Source organism: Janthinobacterium sp. GW823-FHT06H09 (genome assembly GCF_058794735.1).
The window spans coordinates 144,603-159,514 of sequence record NZ_JBXAHC010000010.1; the positions used below are offsets into that span (position 1 = coordinate 144,603).

Here is a 14,912-nt window from a genome sequence, read left to right on the forward strand (position 1 = left end):
TTTTCCGGAGACCCCATTGCAAGCGATAGCGGAACAATTCAGGCAGCAGATCCTGGCGGCCAGCGCGGCGGGCAAGCCCTTGCGCCTGCGCGGCGGCGGCACGAAAGACTGGTATGGCCAGCAGCTCGATGGCGAGGTGCTCGACGCGCGCGCGTATGCGGGCATCATCGATTATGAACCGACGGAACTGGTGATCACGGCCCGCTGCGGCACGCCGCTGGCCGAGATCGAGGCGGCGCTGGCCGCGCGCAACCAGATGCTGGCTTTCGAGCCGCCCCATTTCGGCGCTGGCGCCACGCTGGGCGGCGTCGTCGCCAGCGCCTTGTCCGGGCCGCGGCGGGTCAGCGCGGGCGCCTTGCGTGACTTCGTGCTGGGCGCCGTGCTGATGGATGGCCATGGCGAACGCCTGGCCTTTGGCGGGCAGGTGATGAAAAACGTGGCCGGCTACGATGTCTCGCGCCTGCTGGCGGGGTCCATGGGCACGCTGGGCCTGATCCTGGAAGTGTCGCTGAAGGTGCTGCCCCTGCCGCTGCGCGAAGCGACCTTGCGCGTGGCGTGTGCGGAAATCGCCGCCTTGCGCCTGCTCAATGAATGGGCCGGTCAACCGCTGCCGATATCGGCCAGCTGCTGGCACGATGGCGTCTTGAGCGTACGCCTGTCCGGCGCCGAGGCGGCCGTCTCGGCGGCGTTGCACGCGCTGGGCGGCGAGGTGCTGGCGCCCGATGACGCGGCCGCCTTCTGGATGTCCGTGCGCGAGCAGACGCACGCCTTCTTTGCGGGCGCGGGCAGCTTGTGGCGGCTGTCGCTGCCGCCGCACGCCAGCGCCGTGATCGTCAAGGGGCGCCAGCTGATCGAGTGGGGCGGGGCGCAGCGCTGGCTCAAGCTCGACGCCGACGCCGATGCGGCCGGGGCGCTAGACATCCGCCGGGCAGTGGCCGCGCTTGGTGGCCACGCCACCCTGTTCCGCGGCGGCGACAAGGCCGTGGGCGTATTCCATCCGCTGGCGCCGGCCGTTGAAAAAATCCACCAGCGCCTGCGGCAGGCTTTCGACCCGGCTGGCATCTTCAACCCGCACAGAATGTATTGAGCGCGCATGCAAACCAATCTCGCCGATTTCATCAAGAACACGCCGGCAGGCGACGAAGCCGAAGCCATCCTGCGCGCCTGCGTGCATTGCGGCTTTTGCACGGCCACCTGTCCCACCTACCAGCTGCTGGGCGACGAACTCGATGGCCCGCGCGGGCGCATCTACCTGATCAAGCAGGTCTTGGAAGGCGCGCCCGTCACGGCCAAGACGCAGACGCACCTGGACCGCTGCCTGACCTGCCGCAACTGCGAGTCGACCTGTCCGTCGGGCGTGCAGTACGGGCGCCTGGTCGACATCGGCCGCAACGTCGTCGAGCAGCGCGTGCAGCGGCCCTTGCGCGAACGCGCGCTGCGCTTCGCCCTGAAGGAAGCCTTGCCGCGCCGCTGGCTGTTTACGCCCGTGTACAAGGCGGGGCAGGCGCTGCGCCCGCTGCTCTCGAAAAGCTTGCAGGACAAATTGCGGCCAGGCGCCGCAGCCGGTGCATGGCCGGTGCGCCGGCACGCGCGCACCATGTTGCTGCTCGACGGCTGCGTGCAGCCGGCCATGTCGCCGAACATCAATGCGGCCGCGGCGCGCGTGCTCGATGCGCTCGGGGTACAGCTGATCGTTGCGCCGAAGGCGGGCTGCTGCGGCGCGCTGCGCCATCACCTGAACGACCAGGACGCGGCGCTGGACGACATGCGCCGCAATATCGACGCCTGGTGGCCCTATGTCAGCGGCATGGACAGCGCCGAAGCCATCGTCATGACGGCGTCCGGCTGCGGCGCCACGGTGAAGGAATACGGCCATCTGCTGGCGCACGATGCGCAGTATGCGCAGAAGGCGCGGCGCATCGCTGAACTGACGCGCGATCTGTCCGAGATCATGCCGGCCTTTGAGAACGAACTGGCGGTGCTGCTGAAGGGGCGCATAGTGAAAAAGGTGGCGTACCACCCGCCGTGCACCCTGCAGCACGGCCAGCAAATCCGCGGCAAGGTGGAGCAGGTGCTGCGCGCCGTCGGCGTCGACGTGCGCCTGTGCGCGGACAGCCATTTATGCTGCGGTTCGGCCGGCACGTATTCGATCCTGCAGCCGGAACTGTCGCAGCAGCTGCGCGACAACAAGGTGGCGAACCTGGAAGCGTGCGAGCCGGAGATGATCGTGTCGGCCAATATAGGCTGCCTGAGCCATTTGCAGTCCGGCACGCAGACGCCCGTGCGGCACTGGATCGAGCTGATTGATTCGGCCTTGACGCCTAAATAGGTATTTCGCTGTACTGCGCGATGCGCCATTGCGGGGCGGGGATGAACGTGTTCGCCCACTCCAGCACGGCGTCGGCCGGCATGGGGCGGGCGATGCCGTAGCCTTGCGCCAGGTCGCAGCCGAGCTGGATCAGGCGCGCGCCATGCTCGACGCTTTCCACGCCTTCGGCGATCACCGTCAAGCTGAAGGAACGGGCCAGGCCGATGACGGCGCGCACCAGGTGCAGGTCGTCGCGGTCGTTGAGCATATTGCGCACGAAGCTCTGATCGATCTTGACGATATTGGCCGGCAGGCGTTTCAGGTAGGACATCGACGAATAGCCGGTGCCGAAATCGTCGAGCGCGAACGTGATGCCCAGCGCCTGGCAGGCGCGGATGATGCGGCGCACGTCCTCGATGTCGTGCAGGGCCGACGATTCGAGGATTTCCAGTTCCAGCATGCTGGCGCGCACGCCGGGAAATTCGCCGAGGATGGTTTCCAGGCGCGAGACGAAGTCCGGTTGCTGGAAGTGGCGCGCCGCGATGTTCACGCTGACCACCCAGTGCTTGCCGGTCGCGCTCCAGCGCTGCATCTGCCACAGGGCCTGGCGCAGCACCCATTCGCCGATATCGATGATCAAATCCGTCTGTTCCACCAGCGGCAGGAATTGCGCCGGCGCCAGCACGCCGCGGCGTGGATGTTGCCAGCGCAGCAGCGCTTCCATGCCCACCACCGTGCCGGCGCGCATATTCACCTTGGGCTGGTAGTACAGCCGCAGTTCGCCGTTGATCAGGGCGTGGCGCACTTCCGTGCGCTGGTTGTGGTGGGTGCGTACTTCCTCGTCGAGGTTGGTGTCGAAGAAGTGGTACTGGTTGCGCCCCGTCAATTTCGCCTGGTAGACGGCGTGGTCGGCGTGGCGCAGCAGGCTTTCCGTATTCAGGTCCTTGCCCGCGTAGACGGCGATGCCGGCGCTGGCCGTCATGTGCAGCGCCTGCTGGTCGCACTGGTAGGGACGGCTCAGCTCAGTCATCAGTTGCGTGACGTTCTGTTCGATGCTGGCGATGCTGGCCTGGCCGCACAGCAGCATGACGAATTCATCGCCGCCCAGGCGCGCCGCATAGTGGACCTGGCCCGTAAAGCCGTGCAGGCGGCCCGCTACCTGCTTGAGGATTTCATCGCCCGCCTCGGCGCCGTAGCGGTCGTTGATGGCCTGAAAGTGATCGAGGTCGAACAGGCAGACGGCCAGCAGGCGCTGGCGTTCGCGCGCGAGGAACAGTTCCTGTTCGAAGCGGGCGGCCAGCGCGGCACGGTTGGGCAGGCCCGTCAGCACATCATTATAGTTTTGCCAGGACAGCTTTTGCAGCGCCTGTTGCATGTGCACGGTTTCATTCAGCTGTTCGCCCAGCTGGCGCTGGCTGGTCTTGAGTGAGGTCAACAGTTCTTCGATATCGCCGGCCATGCCGTTGAACGACTGCGACACGGCTTGCGCCTCGGGCGTGGCGCCGGCTGCCAGGCGCACCGCGAAGTTGCCTTCGCGGAAGCGGTCGGTCGCCTGCACGAAGCGCGCCAGCAGCTTGCGGTGCGTGGCCAGGATCAAGCCCAGCAGCAGGAAGACGAGCACGATATTGATGCTGCTGAGGATGGCCTGGTCGCGTACCCGGTGCCACACTTGCGCCAGGGGCAGGCCGGGCGTGTAGTGCAGGTTCAGGGTGCCGTCGCCGCCGTCCGGCAGCGCCACCGTCAGGCGGCTGCGGATGGCATTGATGCCCGCCAGGCGCGCGAACCACGCCGGCACCGTGGCCAGTGTGTCGCCAAGCTTGCTGTCGGCCAGCACCTCGACATGCCCGCCAGCCGTGTCCCAGCGGGCGGAAACGAGGCTGCGGTTCAGCGGCAGGGCGCTGCGCAGTACCTGGCGCACGCTGTCGTGCATCGCGTGACTGTCCGCGTGCACGGCAAGCGGCAGCACGCTATTGGCGAGGAACAGGTCGAGTTGCCGCGCATCGCTCTGGTAGCGCGCATTGGCCAGCGCCGTTTCCGTGCCGAGCAGGGCGTGATAGCGAACGGCGGAAACGGCGAGTATCAGGAAGAAAATAGGAATGAAGAAGCGGGAATAAATGCCCATCCGCATCCATGAAGATAATATTTTCCCAAAGACTGGCATCGTTTTTTGATCGATATCTGCGAATAATTATGCAAACATTATCACTGAAATTTGCTATTGGAAACACAATATTGATATCAAGCATGAAATAAACACGGATTCATTGATTTGAGCAATTATTGTTTTTAATCAAACCGTCGAATGGCTATTCCTGTAGCAATTGCCGAATGTCGTCCGCCAGGCTGGCCGGTTTGCTGGCCGTCGCGTAGCGGCGAAATACGCTGCCATCCTTGCGCACCAAAAACTTGGTGAAATTCCATTTGATCGACTGCGTGCCCAATATGCCGGGCGCCGCCTGTTTTAATTGCGCAAAGACAGGGTGCGTATGCGGGCCATTCACATCGATCTTGGCAAACAGGGGAAAGGTGACGCCGAAGTTCTTTTCGCAAAAGGCTTTGATTTCCCCATTCGAGCCCGGTTCCTGCTGGCGGAATTGATTGCAGGGAAAACCCAGCACGACCAGGCCCTGCTCGTGGAATGCGCGGTACAGCGCTTCGAGCCCTTGGTATTGCGGCGTGAAACCGCAGGCGCTGGCCGTGTTGACGATCAGCAGTACCTTGCCCTTGTAGCGGGCCAGGTCGATCGGCGTGCCGTCCAGCGCCTCGGCCTGGAAATCGTGGATGCTGGTCATGTCAGAGGAGTCCCAGTTTGGTGGCGCCCGTTTGCGGGGCGGGTTCCGGCGCCGTGGCGCCCTTGAGTTTGATCGCCAGGCGCAGGTCGTTGACGGAGTCCGCATTGCGCAGCGCGTCTTCGTAGCTGATGGCGCCCGCTTCGTGCAGGTCGAACAGGGCCTGGTCGAACGTCTGCATGCCATGCTCGCGCGATTTTTTCATCAATTCCTTGATCTCGTGCACCTGACCCTTGAAGATCAGGTCGCTCATCAGCGGCGAATTGAGCAGGATTTCCAGCGCCGCCTTGCGCCCGCCGCCTTCCTTGTTGGGGATCAAACGCTGCGAAATCATGCCTTTCAAATTCAGCGACAGATCCATCAGCAGTTGCTGGCGCCGCTCTTCGGGGAAGAAATTGATGATGCGGTCCAGCGCCTGGTTGGCGTTGTTCGCGTGCAGGGTGGCCAGGCACAGGTGGCCCGTCTCGGCAAACGCGATGGCGTGGTCCATCGTGTCGCGGTCGCGTATTTCGCCGATCTGGATCACGTCGGGCGCCTGGCGCAAGGTGTTTTTCAGGGCCGTGGCCCAGTCGTCCGTGTCGACGCCCACTTCGCGCTGGGTGACGATGCAGTTGCCGTGCGGATGGATGAATTCCACGGGGTCTTCGATGGTGATGATGTGGCCATGGCTGTGCGCGTTGCGGTGGCCCACCATCGCCGCCAGGGTGGTCGACTTGCCGCAGCCCGTGGCGCCCACCATGATGACGAGGCCCCGCTTGCTCATCACGATGTCTTGCAGGATGGCGGGTAAACCGAGCCCATCGAGCGTGGGGATGGCGGTATTGATCAGTCGCAAGACCATGCCTGCCTGGCCCATCTGCACGAAGGCGGACACGCGGAAACGCCCCAGGCCGTCCGGGCTGATGGCGAAATTGGCTTCGCGGCTCGATGCGAACTCGGCCGCCTGGCGTTCGTTCATGACGGCGCGCACGTAGCCGGCCGCCTGCTGCGCGGCCAGCGCGGCGCCCGCCAGCGGCGTCAGCTTGCCGTCGAGCTTGATGGCGGGCGGAAAGCCGGCCGTGATGAACAGGTCGGAGCCGCCCCGTGCGCGCATCTGCGCCAGCAGCGCGTGCATGGCGCCATAGTGTTCGTGCGTCGTCTGCATGGCTTATCCGGGGAAGTTTTCGGGCGACTTGGCGGCCGAGCGGGCAGTTTCCGCCGAGATCGTGCCGCGCCGCACGAGGTCGGACAGGCACTGGTCCAGCGTCTGCATGCCCACGTTGCTGCCCGTCTGGATGGCCGAATACATTTGCGCCACTTTCGCTTCGCGGATCAGGTTGCGCACGGCCGGCGTGGCCAGCATGATTTCATGCGCGGCCACGCGCCCAGCGCCGTCTTTGGTTTTGAGCAAGTTCTGCGAAATGACGGCTTGCAAGGACTCGGACAGCATGGCGCGCACCATTTCCTTTTCCTCGGCGGGGAAGACGTCGATGATGCGGTCGATCGATTTCGCCGCCGACGAGGTGTGCAGGGTGCCGAACACCAGGTGGCCCGTTTCGGCCGCCGTCAGCGCCAGGCGGATGGTTTCCAGGTCGCGCAATTCGCCCACCAGAATGACGTCCGGGTCTTCGCGCAGGGCCGAGCGCAGCGCATTGCTGAACGAATGCGTGTGCGAGCCCACCTCGCGCTGGTTGATCAGGCATTTTTTCGGCTCATGCACGAATTCGATCGGGTCTTCGATGGTCAGAATATGGTGATTCAGCCGTTCGTTGACGTGGTTCACCATCGCTGCCAGGGTGGTGGACTTGCCCGAACCCGTCGGGCCCGTCACCAGCACGAGGCCCCGCGGGCGCATGGCCAGTTCGCCGAAGATGCGCGGCGCGTTCAGGTCTTCCAGGGTCAGCACTTTCGACGGAATCGTGCGCAGCACGGCCGAAGCCCCCCGTTCCTGGTTGTAGGCGTTGACGCGGAAGCGGGCCAGGCCGGGAATTTCGAACGAGAAATCGCACTCGAGCGCCTCTTCATACGCCTTGCGCTGGCTGTCGTTCATGATGTCGTAGATCATGCTGTGCACTTCCTTGTGCTCGAGCGGCGCCACGTTGAGGCGGCGCACGTCGCCATTGACCCGTATCATCGGCGGCAGGCCGGAAGACAGGTGCAGGTCGGAAGCCTTGTTGCTGACGGAGAAAGCGAGAAGTTCGGAGATGTCCATTTATAATCCCTGTGCCTGCATTGATGGGCTGGCGCACTGTGCCGCCGCCCCTATACACTAGAAAATGATTATGTCCACAATCGAACAGAACTTGCAAGCCGTGCGCGACAGTATTGCGCAGGCGGCCGTGGAGGCGCAGCGCGTGCCTGCCGACGTGACCCTGCTGGCCGTGTCAAAAACCTTCGGCGCGGACGCCGTGCTGGCGGCCATGCGCGCGGGCCAGATGGCGTTTGGCGAAAACTATCTGCAGGAAGCGCTCGACAAGATCGCCTTTGTGAAGGAGGCCGCGCCGCAGCACGTCCCGGCATGGCATTTCATCGGCCCCATCCAGAGCAACAAGACGCGCCCCATCGCCGAGCACTTCGACTGGGTGCATACGGTGGAACGGGAAAAGATCGCCGCGCGCCTGTCCGAGCAACGGCCGGCCGGCTTGCCTGACCTGAATATCTGTCTGCAAGTTAATATCAGCGGCGAAGCGAGCAAAAGCGGCGTAACGCCGGCTGACTTGCCGGCGCTGGCGCATGCCGTGGCGCTGCTGCCCCGCCTGCGTTTGCGCGGCCTGATGGCGATTCCCGAGCCGGAAACGGATGTCACGCTCCAGCGCCGTGCGTTCGCGCAATTGCGCGCGCTGTACGAACAATTGCAGGCGGACGGGCTGGCGCTCGACACCTTGTCGATGGGCATGTCGGCCGACTTGCGCGCCGCCGTGCTCGAGGGCGCCACTATCGTGCGCGTGGGCAGCGCCATCTTCGGTTCCCGCAACTATTCCTGATGAAGAGAGAACAAGCATGACGACAGAATTGAATATCGCATTTGTAGGCGGCGGCAACATGGCCGCGGCCCTGATCGCCGGCCTGGCGGGCAAGCTGACCCTGGGCGCCAACATCCACGTGATCGACCCGCACGCGCCGGCGCTGGAAAAATTGCAGGCGCAATTCGGCGTCACGACGGCGACGTCCGCCGGTGACGCGTTGCGCGGCGTGGACGTGATCGTGCTGGCCGTCAAGCCGCAAAGCATGCGCGACGTGGCGGCGCAGCTGCTGCCCTTCCTCGACGGGGAAAGCGCGCCATTGGTCCTGTCGATCGCGGCCGGCATCCGCGCGGCCGACCTGTCGCGCTGGCTCGGCGGTTATTCCGCCATCGTGCGCTGCATGCCGAACACGCCGGCCCTGATCGGCATGGGCATCACGGGCATGGTGGCCAGCAGCGGCGTGAGCGACGAACAGAAAAAGATGGCCGACGCCATCCTGCGCGCCGTCGGCCAGACCGTCTGGCTCGACGATGAAGCGAAGATCGATCCCGTGACGGCCGTGTCCGGCAGCGGTCCCGCCTATGTGTTTTACTTTATCGAAGCGATGCAGCAGGCAGCGGCCGAACTGGGCTTGACGCCCGAGCAGGGCACGCAGCTGGCCATTGCCACGTTTACGGGCGCGGCGCAGCTGGCGGCGAATTCCAGCGAACCCGTGTCGCTGTTGCGCGAGCGGGTCACGTCGAAAGGCGGCACGACCTATGCGGCCTTGACCAGCATGGAAGAGAGCGGCGTGAAGGCGGCCATCGTCAAGGGCATCAAGGCGGCCGCGCAGCGCGGGCGCGAGATGGGTGACGAGCTGGGTAAATAACTAGATGACCTTGACGGCGCGGCCGATGTAGAGCACCGGCCCCGTCGGTCTGCCCGTGGGCGAACCCGTCGCCGGCTCCAAGGTGATTTCAAACAATTGCTCGGGCTGCAGCGGCGGCAGCTTGTCTAATGTCAATTTGACGCTTTGCCCCGGCTTGACGAGGCCCAGCGAGACGGGCGCGCCCCAGTCCTTGCCCTTGGTCCAGAATTGCAGGGCTTTCTGCTGCGGCACCGTGGTCGGCCCCAGCGGGATCAGGCTCAGGTCGCGGTTCTTGCCGCCGCGTCCGCCCGCCTGCACGATCCAGCCCGGCGATTTATCCTGCGGCGCCACCAGCACCACCAGGTAGCCGGGCCCGCTGGGAGCTTGCAATTGCGTAGTGACCAGCACGGCCAGCGCGGCCGTGGCCAGCAAGCCGCCGCCGGCCAGCACTCTCCAGAAGGCCAGGCTGTTCCACCACGCTTGCCAGCCGCCCGCCTGCCGCACGGTGTTCGGCATGAACAGGCTGGCGCTGATGCGCGGCCACAGTTGCGCCGAGGGCGTTTCGGGCGGCGCCAGAGTCGTCAAGGGCAGCAGACGCCGTTCCCAGTCGGCCACGGCGTCGCGCAAGGCGGCGTCAAGCGGCAAACGCTGCTCCACTGCCGCCCGTTCGGCCAGGTCCAAAGTGCCCAGCACGTATTCGCCGGCCAGCCTTTGCCATTCCTCGTCGCTGTTGATCATCCCATGCACTCCCGCAAGGCGGCCAGGCCCCGCTTGACCCAGGCCTTGACGGTTCCCAGCGGCGCTTGCAGGCGCTGCGCGATTTCGCTATGGGAACAGCCATCGACGTAGGCGTACAGGATGCTGTTGCGCTTGGGTTCGTCCAGGTGGCCCAGGCAGTCGTGCAGCTTGCCCATGTTCGCCTGCAGGGCGTAGGTATCGCCGGCGTCATCGCCGTGGTGTTGGTGCAGCAGGGTTTCCACGGTATCCTCGTCGGCCGATACTTCATGGGCGCGGGCGCGCGCCACGTTCAGCGCCTGGTGCCGCACCACCACATAGATCCAGCCCTTGCCGCTGCCGCGCGTGGCGTCGAAGCTGCCGGCGCGGCGCCAGATGTTCAGGAAGGCATCGTGCAGCACATCTTCGGCCAAGGCCCGCTGGCGCACGATGCGCAGGGCCACGCCCAGCAGATAGCGGCTTTCCTGCTGGTACAGGCCATGCAATGCCTGCTGCTCGCCCCTGGCGCAGGCGCGCAGGGCGGCATCGTAATCGTAAGGGGCGGCGTGGGCTGGCAAGGTCGGCGCAATCGTTGAGTGAACGGTTAGCAAGTTTTCAAGGCCGAGTATAGGTCAGAAACCCGCTTGCCAACCGTCGCTTGAAAGGATTTATGCCGATTTCCAGAAGATGTAGTCGGCCTGGTAGGGCACCCATTGTTTGGCACCGACGGACTCCATACCGCAGGGGCTGCTTGGCGCCACGCCGCCGCTGGTGGCCACGCGCTGGATGTAGCTGACGCCCTGCATGGCGCCGCTGCCCGTGGCCGGATTGGCTTTCACCAGTTGATACGGGATATTGCCCGCGCCGGCCGGTGCCACGGCCACTTGCGTCGCCGTCACTTTCGAGCCGTCCAGGTTGGCCCAGGTGGCGGGCGGTCCCACATACGTGCCCACTTGCATGCCGCTGCGGTCGTTCAGGGCCGCGTCCGGTCCCACGAAGACCCATTCATGCCCCGTCATGTCTTTCTTCGCCCGGCATTCGTAGGCGATCTTGCCCACGCCCACCGTCTGCATGGCGACCTGATGGCCATCGGGCACCTTGACGGCGTTCGGCAATTGTTCCTGCGAGTAGCGTGCGCTCATCGGTGCGCAGGCAGCCACGAGCAGGGCGGCGCACAGGACGGTGAGCGAGGGGGCGGTATGGCGTGGGGCGATGGTGGCATGCATGGCAAGCTCCTGGTAGTTGGCTCAACCGGCTGGTTGATACCATTACTACGCAGCGGCTAGCCATTTGGATGCAGCCAGGCAAAAATATTTTATGGCGGCGTTTCTTTTTTGCTGAAACGCTGCGCCAGCGCCAGCATGACGGGCATGGCGGTGGTGGCGTGCTTGAGCAGCGCGCCGCTGGCCCGCAGCAGCGGCAGGAAGCGGCGCGGGCGCACCAGTACCAGGCCCAGCACGGCGCCGCCCACCATCAGGGGAATTTTAAAACGCGTGGCCAGGGTGTGGCGCAGATTGCCGCCCGTTAAAGGTTCCAGCAATTGGCGTGTCTGCACGCCCAGGGCCAGGCGCTGCAGCGCGCATTCGGCCAGCAGCGCGTCACGTCGCTGCGCCAGGCTGGCGGCCGTGTGCACATGCGACAGTTTGGTGGGATGCGTGGTCATGGCCGCTCCGATCCCCGGCGGGCCAGCAGTTGCAGCTCGTCCAGGTCTTTGTTCAGTTCGGAAAGCGTGAAGGACAGCAGTTTCGGCTTGCTGCGGAAACTGGCGCGCACGCCCAGCAGGGTGGCGACGGCGGCGACGATGAAGACGGCGGCCATGATGGCGATGGCGGCGATGCGGTGCGTATCCCAGAACAGCACGATGACGAGGAATACGATCAAGACGAGGCCGACGAACAGGCACAGCAGCGCCAGCATGGCCAGCGCCAGATAGGACAGGAAGCGCAGCGACTCTTCTTCCATTTCCACGGCCGCCAGGGCCAGACGGGTCTGGACGATGGCGGCGAGGGTCGCTGCGACTTGGGCGACATGGTGCATGATAGCCATATGCTGCCTTTCGCGTCAGGAGACGGCGAATGCCGTCAATACTGTCTAACGGCGTGACGAGGAAAGCAGCAGGCCGAACAGCACGCCCACGACGGCGCCCGCACCGACAGCTTTCCATGGATTGTCCTGCACGTATTCGTCGGTGGCCTTGGCCGCCTTCTTGGTACGTTCGAGCAAGTCTTCTTCCAGCTTGATCAAATCTTTCTTGGCCGTTTCCAGGGTGGCGATGAACTTGTCCTTGACGGCTTTGACATTCTCGCCCGTCTGATCCTTGGCGCCATCGAGCCAGCCTTCCGCTTCGTTGATGACGGTTTTCAGGTCGCCGACCAGTTTGTCGCGGGCCTTGTCGGCGTCGGCGAGGATGCTGTCGCTGCTGGATTTGCCGGTATGTATCGAGTTCATGTATTACCTCATGGAAGTGAAACTGCACAGTGAAATACCAGTGTAGGCAGCTGCGGCCAGGCTTGTGTTGCGCCGCCTCAAGGGCTGCCGCGGCACAAGGATCATTGATTAACGGAAAGCAAAGTCCAGTACCACGCCCGCAAACACCGCTGCTCCTAGCCAGTTATTATGCCGGAATGCCGCAAAACACGGCATACGCTCGCGTGCGCGGATCAGGGTGTAGTGATAAACGGCGCAGCCGGCCGCCACCAGCAAGCCCGCGACGAACCAGTAACGCAAGCCCAGATACCAGCCGCATGCCAGCCACAGCAGCAGGAAAACGGCATAGCAGAACATGACGATGGCCACGTCGTAGCGGCCGAAGGTGATGGCCGAGGTCTTGATGCCGATTTTCAAGTCGTCGTCGCGGTCGACCATCGCATATTCCGTATCGTAGGCCACGGCCCAGAAGACATTCCCCAGCAGCAGCAGCCAGGCGACGACGGGCACGGAATCCGTGATGGCGGCAAAGCCCATGGGAATGCCGAAGCCGAAGGCGATGCCCAGATACGCTTGCGGAATCGCAAAGAAGCGCTTGAAGTAGGGATAGGTGCCGGCGATGATGACGGCCGCCACGGACAGTTGCTTGGTCAGCGCATTCAGGGGCAGGATCAGGCAAAAGGCCAGCACGGTCAGCACGCCGGCCACGGCCAGCGCTTCCTTGCCGCTGATGCGTCCGCTGGTGATGGGACGGTCCGCCGTGCGCTTGACGAATTTGTCGATATCCTGGTCGGCGTAGTCGTTGATGGCGCAGCCTGCCGAGCGCATCAGGAAAGTGCCAAGAGTGAAGATGAGCAGCAGCCGCCAGTCCGGCACGCCTTGCTGCGCCAGCCACAGCGCGCACAGGGTAGGCCACAGCAGCAATACGGTACCGATAGGCTTGTCCAGCCGTATCAGGCGGAAATACAGCGCCAGCTTGTTCATGAAAGACTCGATCTTGTTGAAGAGAAAGGTCGATTATCGCAAATAGTATGTCAATGTACTATTCGTCGTCTTCGCACAAGGGGGTGATGCCAGGCAAGTTGCAGCTCGCGATGGCCGCGCACAGGGCGTCGATGGCCGCCTTGCGCGTAAAACTCTTGCGCCACAGCATCACCACCCGGCGCGATGGCACGGGGGTGGCGAACGGCCGGTACTCGAGCATGCCGTCGGTGGCGTGCATATTGGCGACCGAGGCGCGCGGCAAGACCGTCAGGCCGATGCCGCTGGCCACCATGTGGCGGATGGTTTCCAGAGAGGAACCTTCGAACGTGCGCTGCATGCCGTTGCCGGGCGAGGAAAAGCGCGCCATTTCGGGGCACACTTCCAGCACCTGGTCGCGGAAACAGTGGCCATTGCCCAGCAACAGCATGGTTTCCGATTTCAAATCCTGTGCGGCGATTTTTTCACGCGCCGTCCACGGATGCTGGCGCGGCATGGCCACGACGAACGGTTCGTCATACAGTTCCTGGATGGCCATGCCGTGATCGGGCAGGGGCAGCGCCATGATGGCCACGTCCAGTTCGCCCTGGCGCAGCAATTCGAGCAGGCGAACCGTGAAGTTTTCCTGCAAAATCAAAGGCATCTGCGGTACCTGGTCTATCATGGCCTTGACCAGCGGCGGCAGCAGGTAGGGGCCGATCGTATAGATCACGCCCAGGCGCAGGGGGCCGGCCAGCGGGTCCTTGTTCTGCTTGGCGAGTTCCTTGATGGCGGCCGTCTGTTCCAGCACGCGCTCGGCTTGCGCGATGATCTGCGCGCCCAGGGGCGTGACGGAAATTTCCGCGCCGCCCCGTTCGAACAGGACCACGCCCAATTCGTCTTCGAGTTTCTTGATGGCCACTGACAGGGTGGGCTGGGCAACGAAACAGGCTTCGGCGGCATGGCCGAAGTGCTTCGCTCGCGCGACTGCAACGATATATTTCAGTTCAGTCAGTGTCATAGGTTGATTGAAACACAGGAAGTACTTACTTGCAATGAATGAAAGGTGGCGCAAACGTGAAACTGTGGCGCCGATGGCGTATTGTAGCGGATCGCCCCCTATAATGCGGGAGCGGGCGGCGGAAGGAGGGGGCGATGGAATTGCGGATGCAGGCGCTGGAAGCGGCGATCAATTACTGGCGTGCCCGGCAACCGGCGCGCGGCAATGAATATGCGCTGTCGCCACCCGTCAGCCGCCTGGCCGGCGTGTATGCGCTGATGATTTATTACCGGCAAGATCGCATCGCCGAAGAGGGCCTGGATCCTGCCATTCTGGCCTTGATCGATGCCTGGCGCCGCGATGCCGGCGGCATCCAAGGCGATAGCCACGCCTGAGTGTGACCGTATTTAACCCAACAAGAGATATCCATGCCTGAATTTGAAAACAAACTGTGCGGCCGTGACGAACTGCGCGCCCGCGCCGCGGCCCTGCCGAAACCGGTGGTAGTGACGAACGGCGTGTTCGACATTTTGCACCGCGGCCACGTGACGTATTTGGCGCAGGCGCGTGCGCTGGGCGCTTCGCTGATCGTTGCCGTGAATACTGATGCATCAGTGAAACGCCTGGGCAAGGGCGACGACCGTCCCCTGAACAGCTGCGAAGACCGCATGGCCGTGCTGGCCGCGCTGGAAGCGGTGAGCCTGGTCGTGCCGTTCTCGGAAGACAGCGCCCTGGAAGTGGTGCAGGAGATCGAACCGGAAATCTATGCCAAGGGCGGCGACTACGACATGGCGGCCATCCCCGAAGGACGCGCCGTGCTGGCGTATGGCGGCCAGGCCGTGGCCATCGATTTCGCGCACGACCGCTCGACCACCAAGCTGTTGACGAAAGTGCGGACGCAGCAGGGCTGAGGACCGCCGTCAAT

At 63.9% G+C, this 14,912-nt stretch carries 18 protein-coding genes; 6 read left to right on the forward strand and 12 right to left on the reverse strand.

Annotated elements, in window-relative coordinates:
• The first annotated feature begins 16 nt into the window (after positions 1-16).
• The gene (gene glcE / locus AC1Q6X_RS18670; RefSeq protein ID WP_492498082.1) at positions 17-1,087 is read left to right on the forward strand and encodes a glycolate oxidase subunit GlcE; all 1,071 of its coding nucleotides are present in this window, start codon (positions 17-19) and stop codon (positions 1,085-1,087) included.
• Between the two features lie 6 nt (positions 1,088-1,093).
• Positions 1,094-2,329, forward strand: coding sequence for a glycolate oxidase subunit GlcF (gene glcF, locus AC1Q6X_RS18675; protein WP_492498084.1), 1,236 nt, complete (start codon positions 1,094-1,096; stop codon positions 2,327-2,329).
• On the opposite strand, the gene AC1Q6X_RS18680 is transcribed toward glcF, so the two are convergent.
• From AC1Q6X_RS18680 to AC1Q6X_RS18695, 4 genes are all read right to left on the reverse strand, one after another.
• Positions 2,322-4,430 carry a putative bifunctional diguanylate cyclase/phosphodiesterase gene (locus tag AC1Q6X_RS18680; RefSeq protein ID WP_492498086.1) on the reverse strand — a complete coding sequence of 703 codons (2,109 nt, stop codon included), beginning with the start codon at positions 4,428-4,430 and terminating at the stop codon, positions 2,322-2,324. The two genes, glcF and AC1Q6X_RS18680, sit on opposite strands and share 8 nt — an antisense overlap.
• Before the next feature lie 184 nt (positions 4,431-4,614).
• Positions 4,615-5,100: a glutathione peroxidase gene (locus tag AC1Q6X_RS18685; RefSeq protein ID WP_121668472.1), complete on the reverse strand. Its 486-nt coding sequence runs from the start codon at positions 5,098-5,100 to the stop codon at positions 4,615-4,617.
• 1 nt (position 5,101) lies between these two features.
• Positions 5,102-6,241: a PilT/PilU family type 4a pilus ATPase gene (locus AC1Q6X_RS18690; protein ID WP_176741213.1), complete on the reverse strand. Its 1,140-nt coding sequence runs from the start codon at positions 6,239-6,241 to the stop codon at positions 5,102-5,104.
• A 3-nt stretch (positions 6,242-6,244) separates the two neighbouring features.
• Positions 6,245-7,288, reverse strand: coding sequence for a type IV pilus twitching motility protein PilT (locus AC1Q6X_RS18695; protein WP_070312390.1), 1,044 nt, complete (start codon positions 7,286-7,288; stop codon positions 6,245-6,247).
• 70 nt (positions 7,289-7,358) lie between these two features.
• Between AC1Q6X_RS18695 and AC1Q6X_RS18700 the strand changes: the two genes are divergently transcribed.
• Together AC1Q6X_RS18700 and proC are read left to right on the forward strand one after the other, a co-directional pair.
• The gene (locus AC1Q6X_RS18700) at positions 7,359-8,060 is read left to right on the forward strand and encodes a YggS family pyridoxal phosphate-dependent enzyme (RefSeq protein ID WP_230506347.1); all 702 of its coding nucleotides are present in this window, start codon (positions 7,359-7,361) and stop codon (positions 8,058-8,060) included.
• A 16-nt stretch (positions 8,061-8,076) separates the two neighbouring features.
• The gene (proC, locus tag AC1Q6X_RS18705) at positions 8,077-8,907 is read left to right on the forward strand and encodes a pyrroline-5-carboxylate reductase (protein ID WP_492498089.1); all 831 of its coding nucleotides are present in this window, start codon (positions 8,077-8,079) and stop codon (positions 8,905-8,907) included.
• On the opposite strand, the gene AC1Q6X_RS18710 is transcribed toward proC, so the two are convergent.
• The 8 genes from AC1Q6X_RS18710 to AC1Q6X_RS18745 all read right to left on the reverse strand — a co-directional run bounded on the left by AC1Q6X_RS18710 (position 8,908) and on the right by AC1Q6X_RS18745 (position 14,008).
• Positions 8,908-9,624 (reverse strand): anti-sigma factor, encoded by a 717-nt coding sequence (locus tag AC1Q6X_RS18710; RefSeq protein WP_492498091.1) that lies wholly within the window; start codon positions 9,622-9,624, stop codon positions 8,908-8,910.
• On the reverse strand, positions 9,621-10,211 hold the full coding sequence (locus tag AC1Q6X_RS18715; RefSeq protein WP_230506344.1) for a sigma-70 family RNA polymerase sigma factor: 591 nt from the start codon (positions 10,209-10,211) through the stop codon (positions 9,621-9,623). The genes AC1Q6X_RS18710 and AC1Q6X_RS18715 overlap by 4 nt, the downstream gene beginning before the upstream one ends.
• Before the next feature lie 57 nt (positions 10,212-10,268).
• Positions 10,269-10,826 carry a DUF3455 domain-containing protein gene (locus AC1Q6X_RS18720; RefSeq protein ID WP_230506343.1) on the reverse strand — a complete coding sequence of 186 codons (558 nt, stop codon included), beginning with the start codon at positions 10,824-10,826 and terminating at the stop codon, positions 10,269-10,271.
• An 89-nt stretch (positions 10,827-10,915) separates the two neighbouring features.
• Positions 10,916-11,263: a hypothetical protein gene (locus AC1Q6X_RS18725; RefSeq protein ID WP_230506342.1), complete on the reverse strand. Its 348-nt coding sequence runs from the start codon at positions 11,261-11,263 to the stop codon at positions 10,916-10,918.
• Positions 11,260-11,637 carry a phage holin family protein gene (locus AC1Q6X_RS18730; protein ID WP_492498094.1) on the reverse strand — a complete coding sequence of 126 codons (378 nt, stop codon included), beginning with the start codon at positions 11,635-11,637 and terminating at the stop codon, positions 11,260-11,262. The genes AC1Q6X_RS18725 and AC1Q6X_RS18730 overlap by 4 nt, the downstream gene beginning before the upstream one ends.
• Before the next feature lie 54 nt (positions 11,638-11,691).
• On the reverse strand, positions 11,692-12,048 hold the full coding sequence (locus AC1Q6X_RS18735; protein WP_070222586.1) for an ElaB/YgaM/YqjD family protein: 357 nt from the start codon (positions 12,046-12,048) through the stop codon (positions 11,692-11,694).
• A 108-nt stretch (positions 12,049-12,156) separates the two neighbouring features.
• Entirely contained in the window at positions 12,157-13,011 is an 855-nt protein-coding gene (ubiA, locus tag AC1Q6X_RS18740) for a 4-hydroxybenzoate octaprenyltransferase (RefSeq protein ID WP_070222581.1), read from the reverse strand.
• A gap of 58 nt (positions 13,012-13,069) precedes the next feature.
• Positions 13,070-14,008: a hydrogen peroxide-inducible genes activator gene (locus AC1Q6X_RS18745; protein WP_230506340.1), complete on the reverse strand. Its 939-nt coding sequence runs from the start codon at positions 14,006-14,008 to the stop codon at positions 13,070-13,072.
• Positions 14,009-14,142: 134 nt separating this feature from the next.
• Between AC1Q6X_RS18745 and AC1Q6X_RS18750 the strand changes: the two genes are divergently transcribed.
• Together AC1Q6X_RS18750 and rfaE2 are read left to right on the forward strand one after the other, a co-directional pair.
• Positions 14,143-14,382: a DUF3717 domain-containing protein gene (locus AC1Q6X_RS18750; RefSeq protein ID WP_070290090.1), complete on the forward strand. Its 240-nt coding sequence runs from the start codon at positions 14,143-14,145 to the stop codon at positions 14,380-14,382.
• A 33-nt stretch (positions 14,383-14,415) separates the two neighbouring features.
• On the forward strand, positions 14,416-14,898 hold the full coding sequence (gene rfaE2 / locus AC1Q6X_RS18755) for a D-glycero-beta-D-manno-heptose 1-phosphate adenylyltransferase (protein WP_070222576.1): 483 nt from the start codon (positions 14,416-14,418) through the stop codon (positions 14,896-14,898).
• Positions 14,899-14,912: the final 14 nt, after the last annotated feature.

Coding starts and splice junctions, on each gene's coding strand:
- AC1Q6X_RS18700 (WP_230506347.1), top strand. CDS start 7,359: ATGTCCACAATCGAACAGAACTTGCAAGCCGTGCGCGACAGTATTGCG.
- AC1Q6X_RS18680 (WP_492498086.1), bottom strand. CDS start 4,430: ATGGGCATTTATTCCCGCTTCTTCATTCCTATTTTCTTCCTGATACTC.
- AC1Q6X_RS18750 (WP_070290090.1), top strand. CDS start 14,143: ATGGAATTGCGGATGCAGGCGCTGGAAGCGGCGATCAATTACTGGCGT.
- AC1Q6X_RS18725 (WP_230506342.1), bottom strand. CDS start 11,263: ATGACCACGCATCCCACCAAACTGTCGCATGTGCACACGGCCGCCAGC.
- AC1Q6X_RS18745 (WP_230506340.1), bottom strand. CDS start 14,008: ATGACACTGACTGAACTGAAATATATCGTTGCAGTCGCGCGAGCGAAG.
- rfaE2 (WP_070222576.1), top strand. CDS start 14,416: ATGCCTGAATTTGAAAACAAACTGTGCGGCCGTGACGAACTGCGCGCC.
- AC1Q6X_RS18710 (WP_492498091.1), bottom strand. CDS start 9,624: ATGATCAACAGCGACGAGGAATGGCAAAGGCTGGCCGGCGAATACGTG.
- AC1Q6X_RS18735 (WP_070222586.1), bottom strand. CDS start 12,048: ATGAACTCGATACATACCGGCAAATCCAGCAGCGACAGCATCCTCGCC.
- proC (WP_492498089.1), top strand. CDS start 8,077: ATGACGACAGAATTGAATATCGCATTTGTAGGCGGCGGCAACATGGCC.
- AC1Q6X_RS18690 (WP_176741213.1), bottom strand. CDS start 6,241: ATGCAGACGACGCACGAACACTATGGCGCCATGCACGCGCTGCTGGCG.
- AC1Q6X_RS18685 (WP_121668472.1), bottom strand. CDS start 5,100: ATGACCAGCATCCACGATTTCCAGGCCGAGGCGCTGGACGGCACGCCG.
- ubiA (WP_070222581.1), bottom strand. CDS start 13,011: ATGAACAAGCTGGCGCTGTATTTCCGCCTGATACGGCTGGACAAGCCT.
- AC1Q6X_RS18695 (WP_070312390.1), bottom strand. CDS start 7,288: ATGGACATCTCCGAACTTCTCGCTTTCTCCGTCAGCAACAAGGCTTCC.
- glcF (WP_492498084.1), top strand. CDS start 1,094: ATGCAAACCAATCTCGCCGATTTCATCAAGAACACGCCGGCAGGCGAC.
- AC1Q6X_RS18730 (WP_492498094.1), bottom strand. CDS start 11,637: ATGCACCATGTCGCCCAAGTCGCAGCGACCCTCGCCGCCATCGTCCAG.
- AC1Q6X_RS18720 (WP_230506343.1), bottom strand. CDS start 10,826: ATGCATGCCACCATCGCCCCACGCCATACCGCCCCCTCGCTCACCGTC.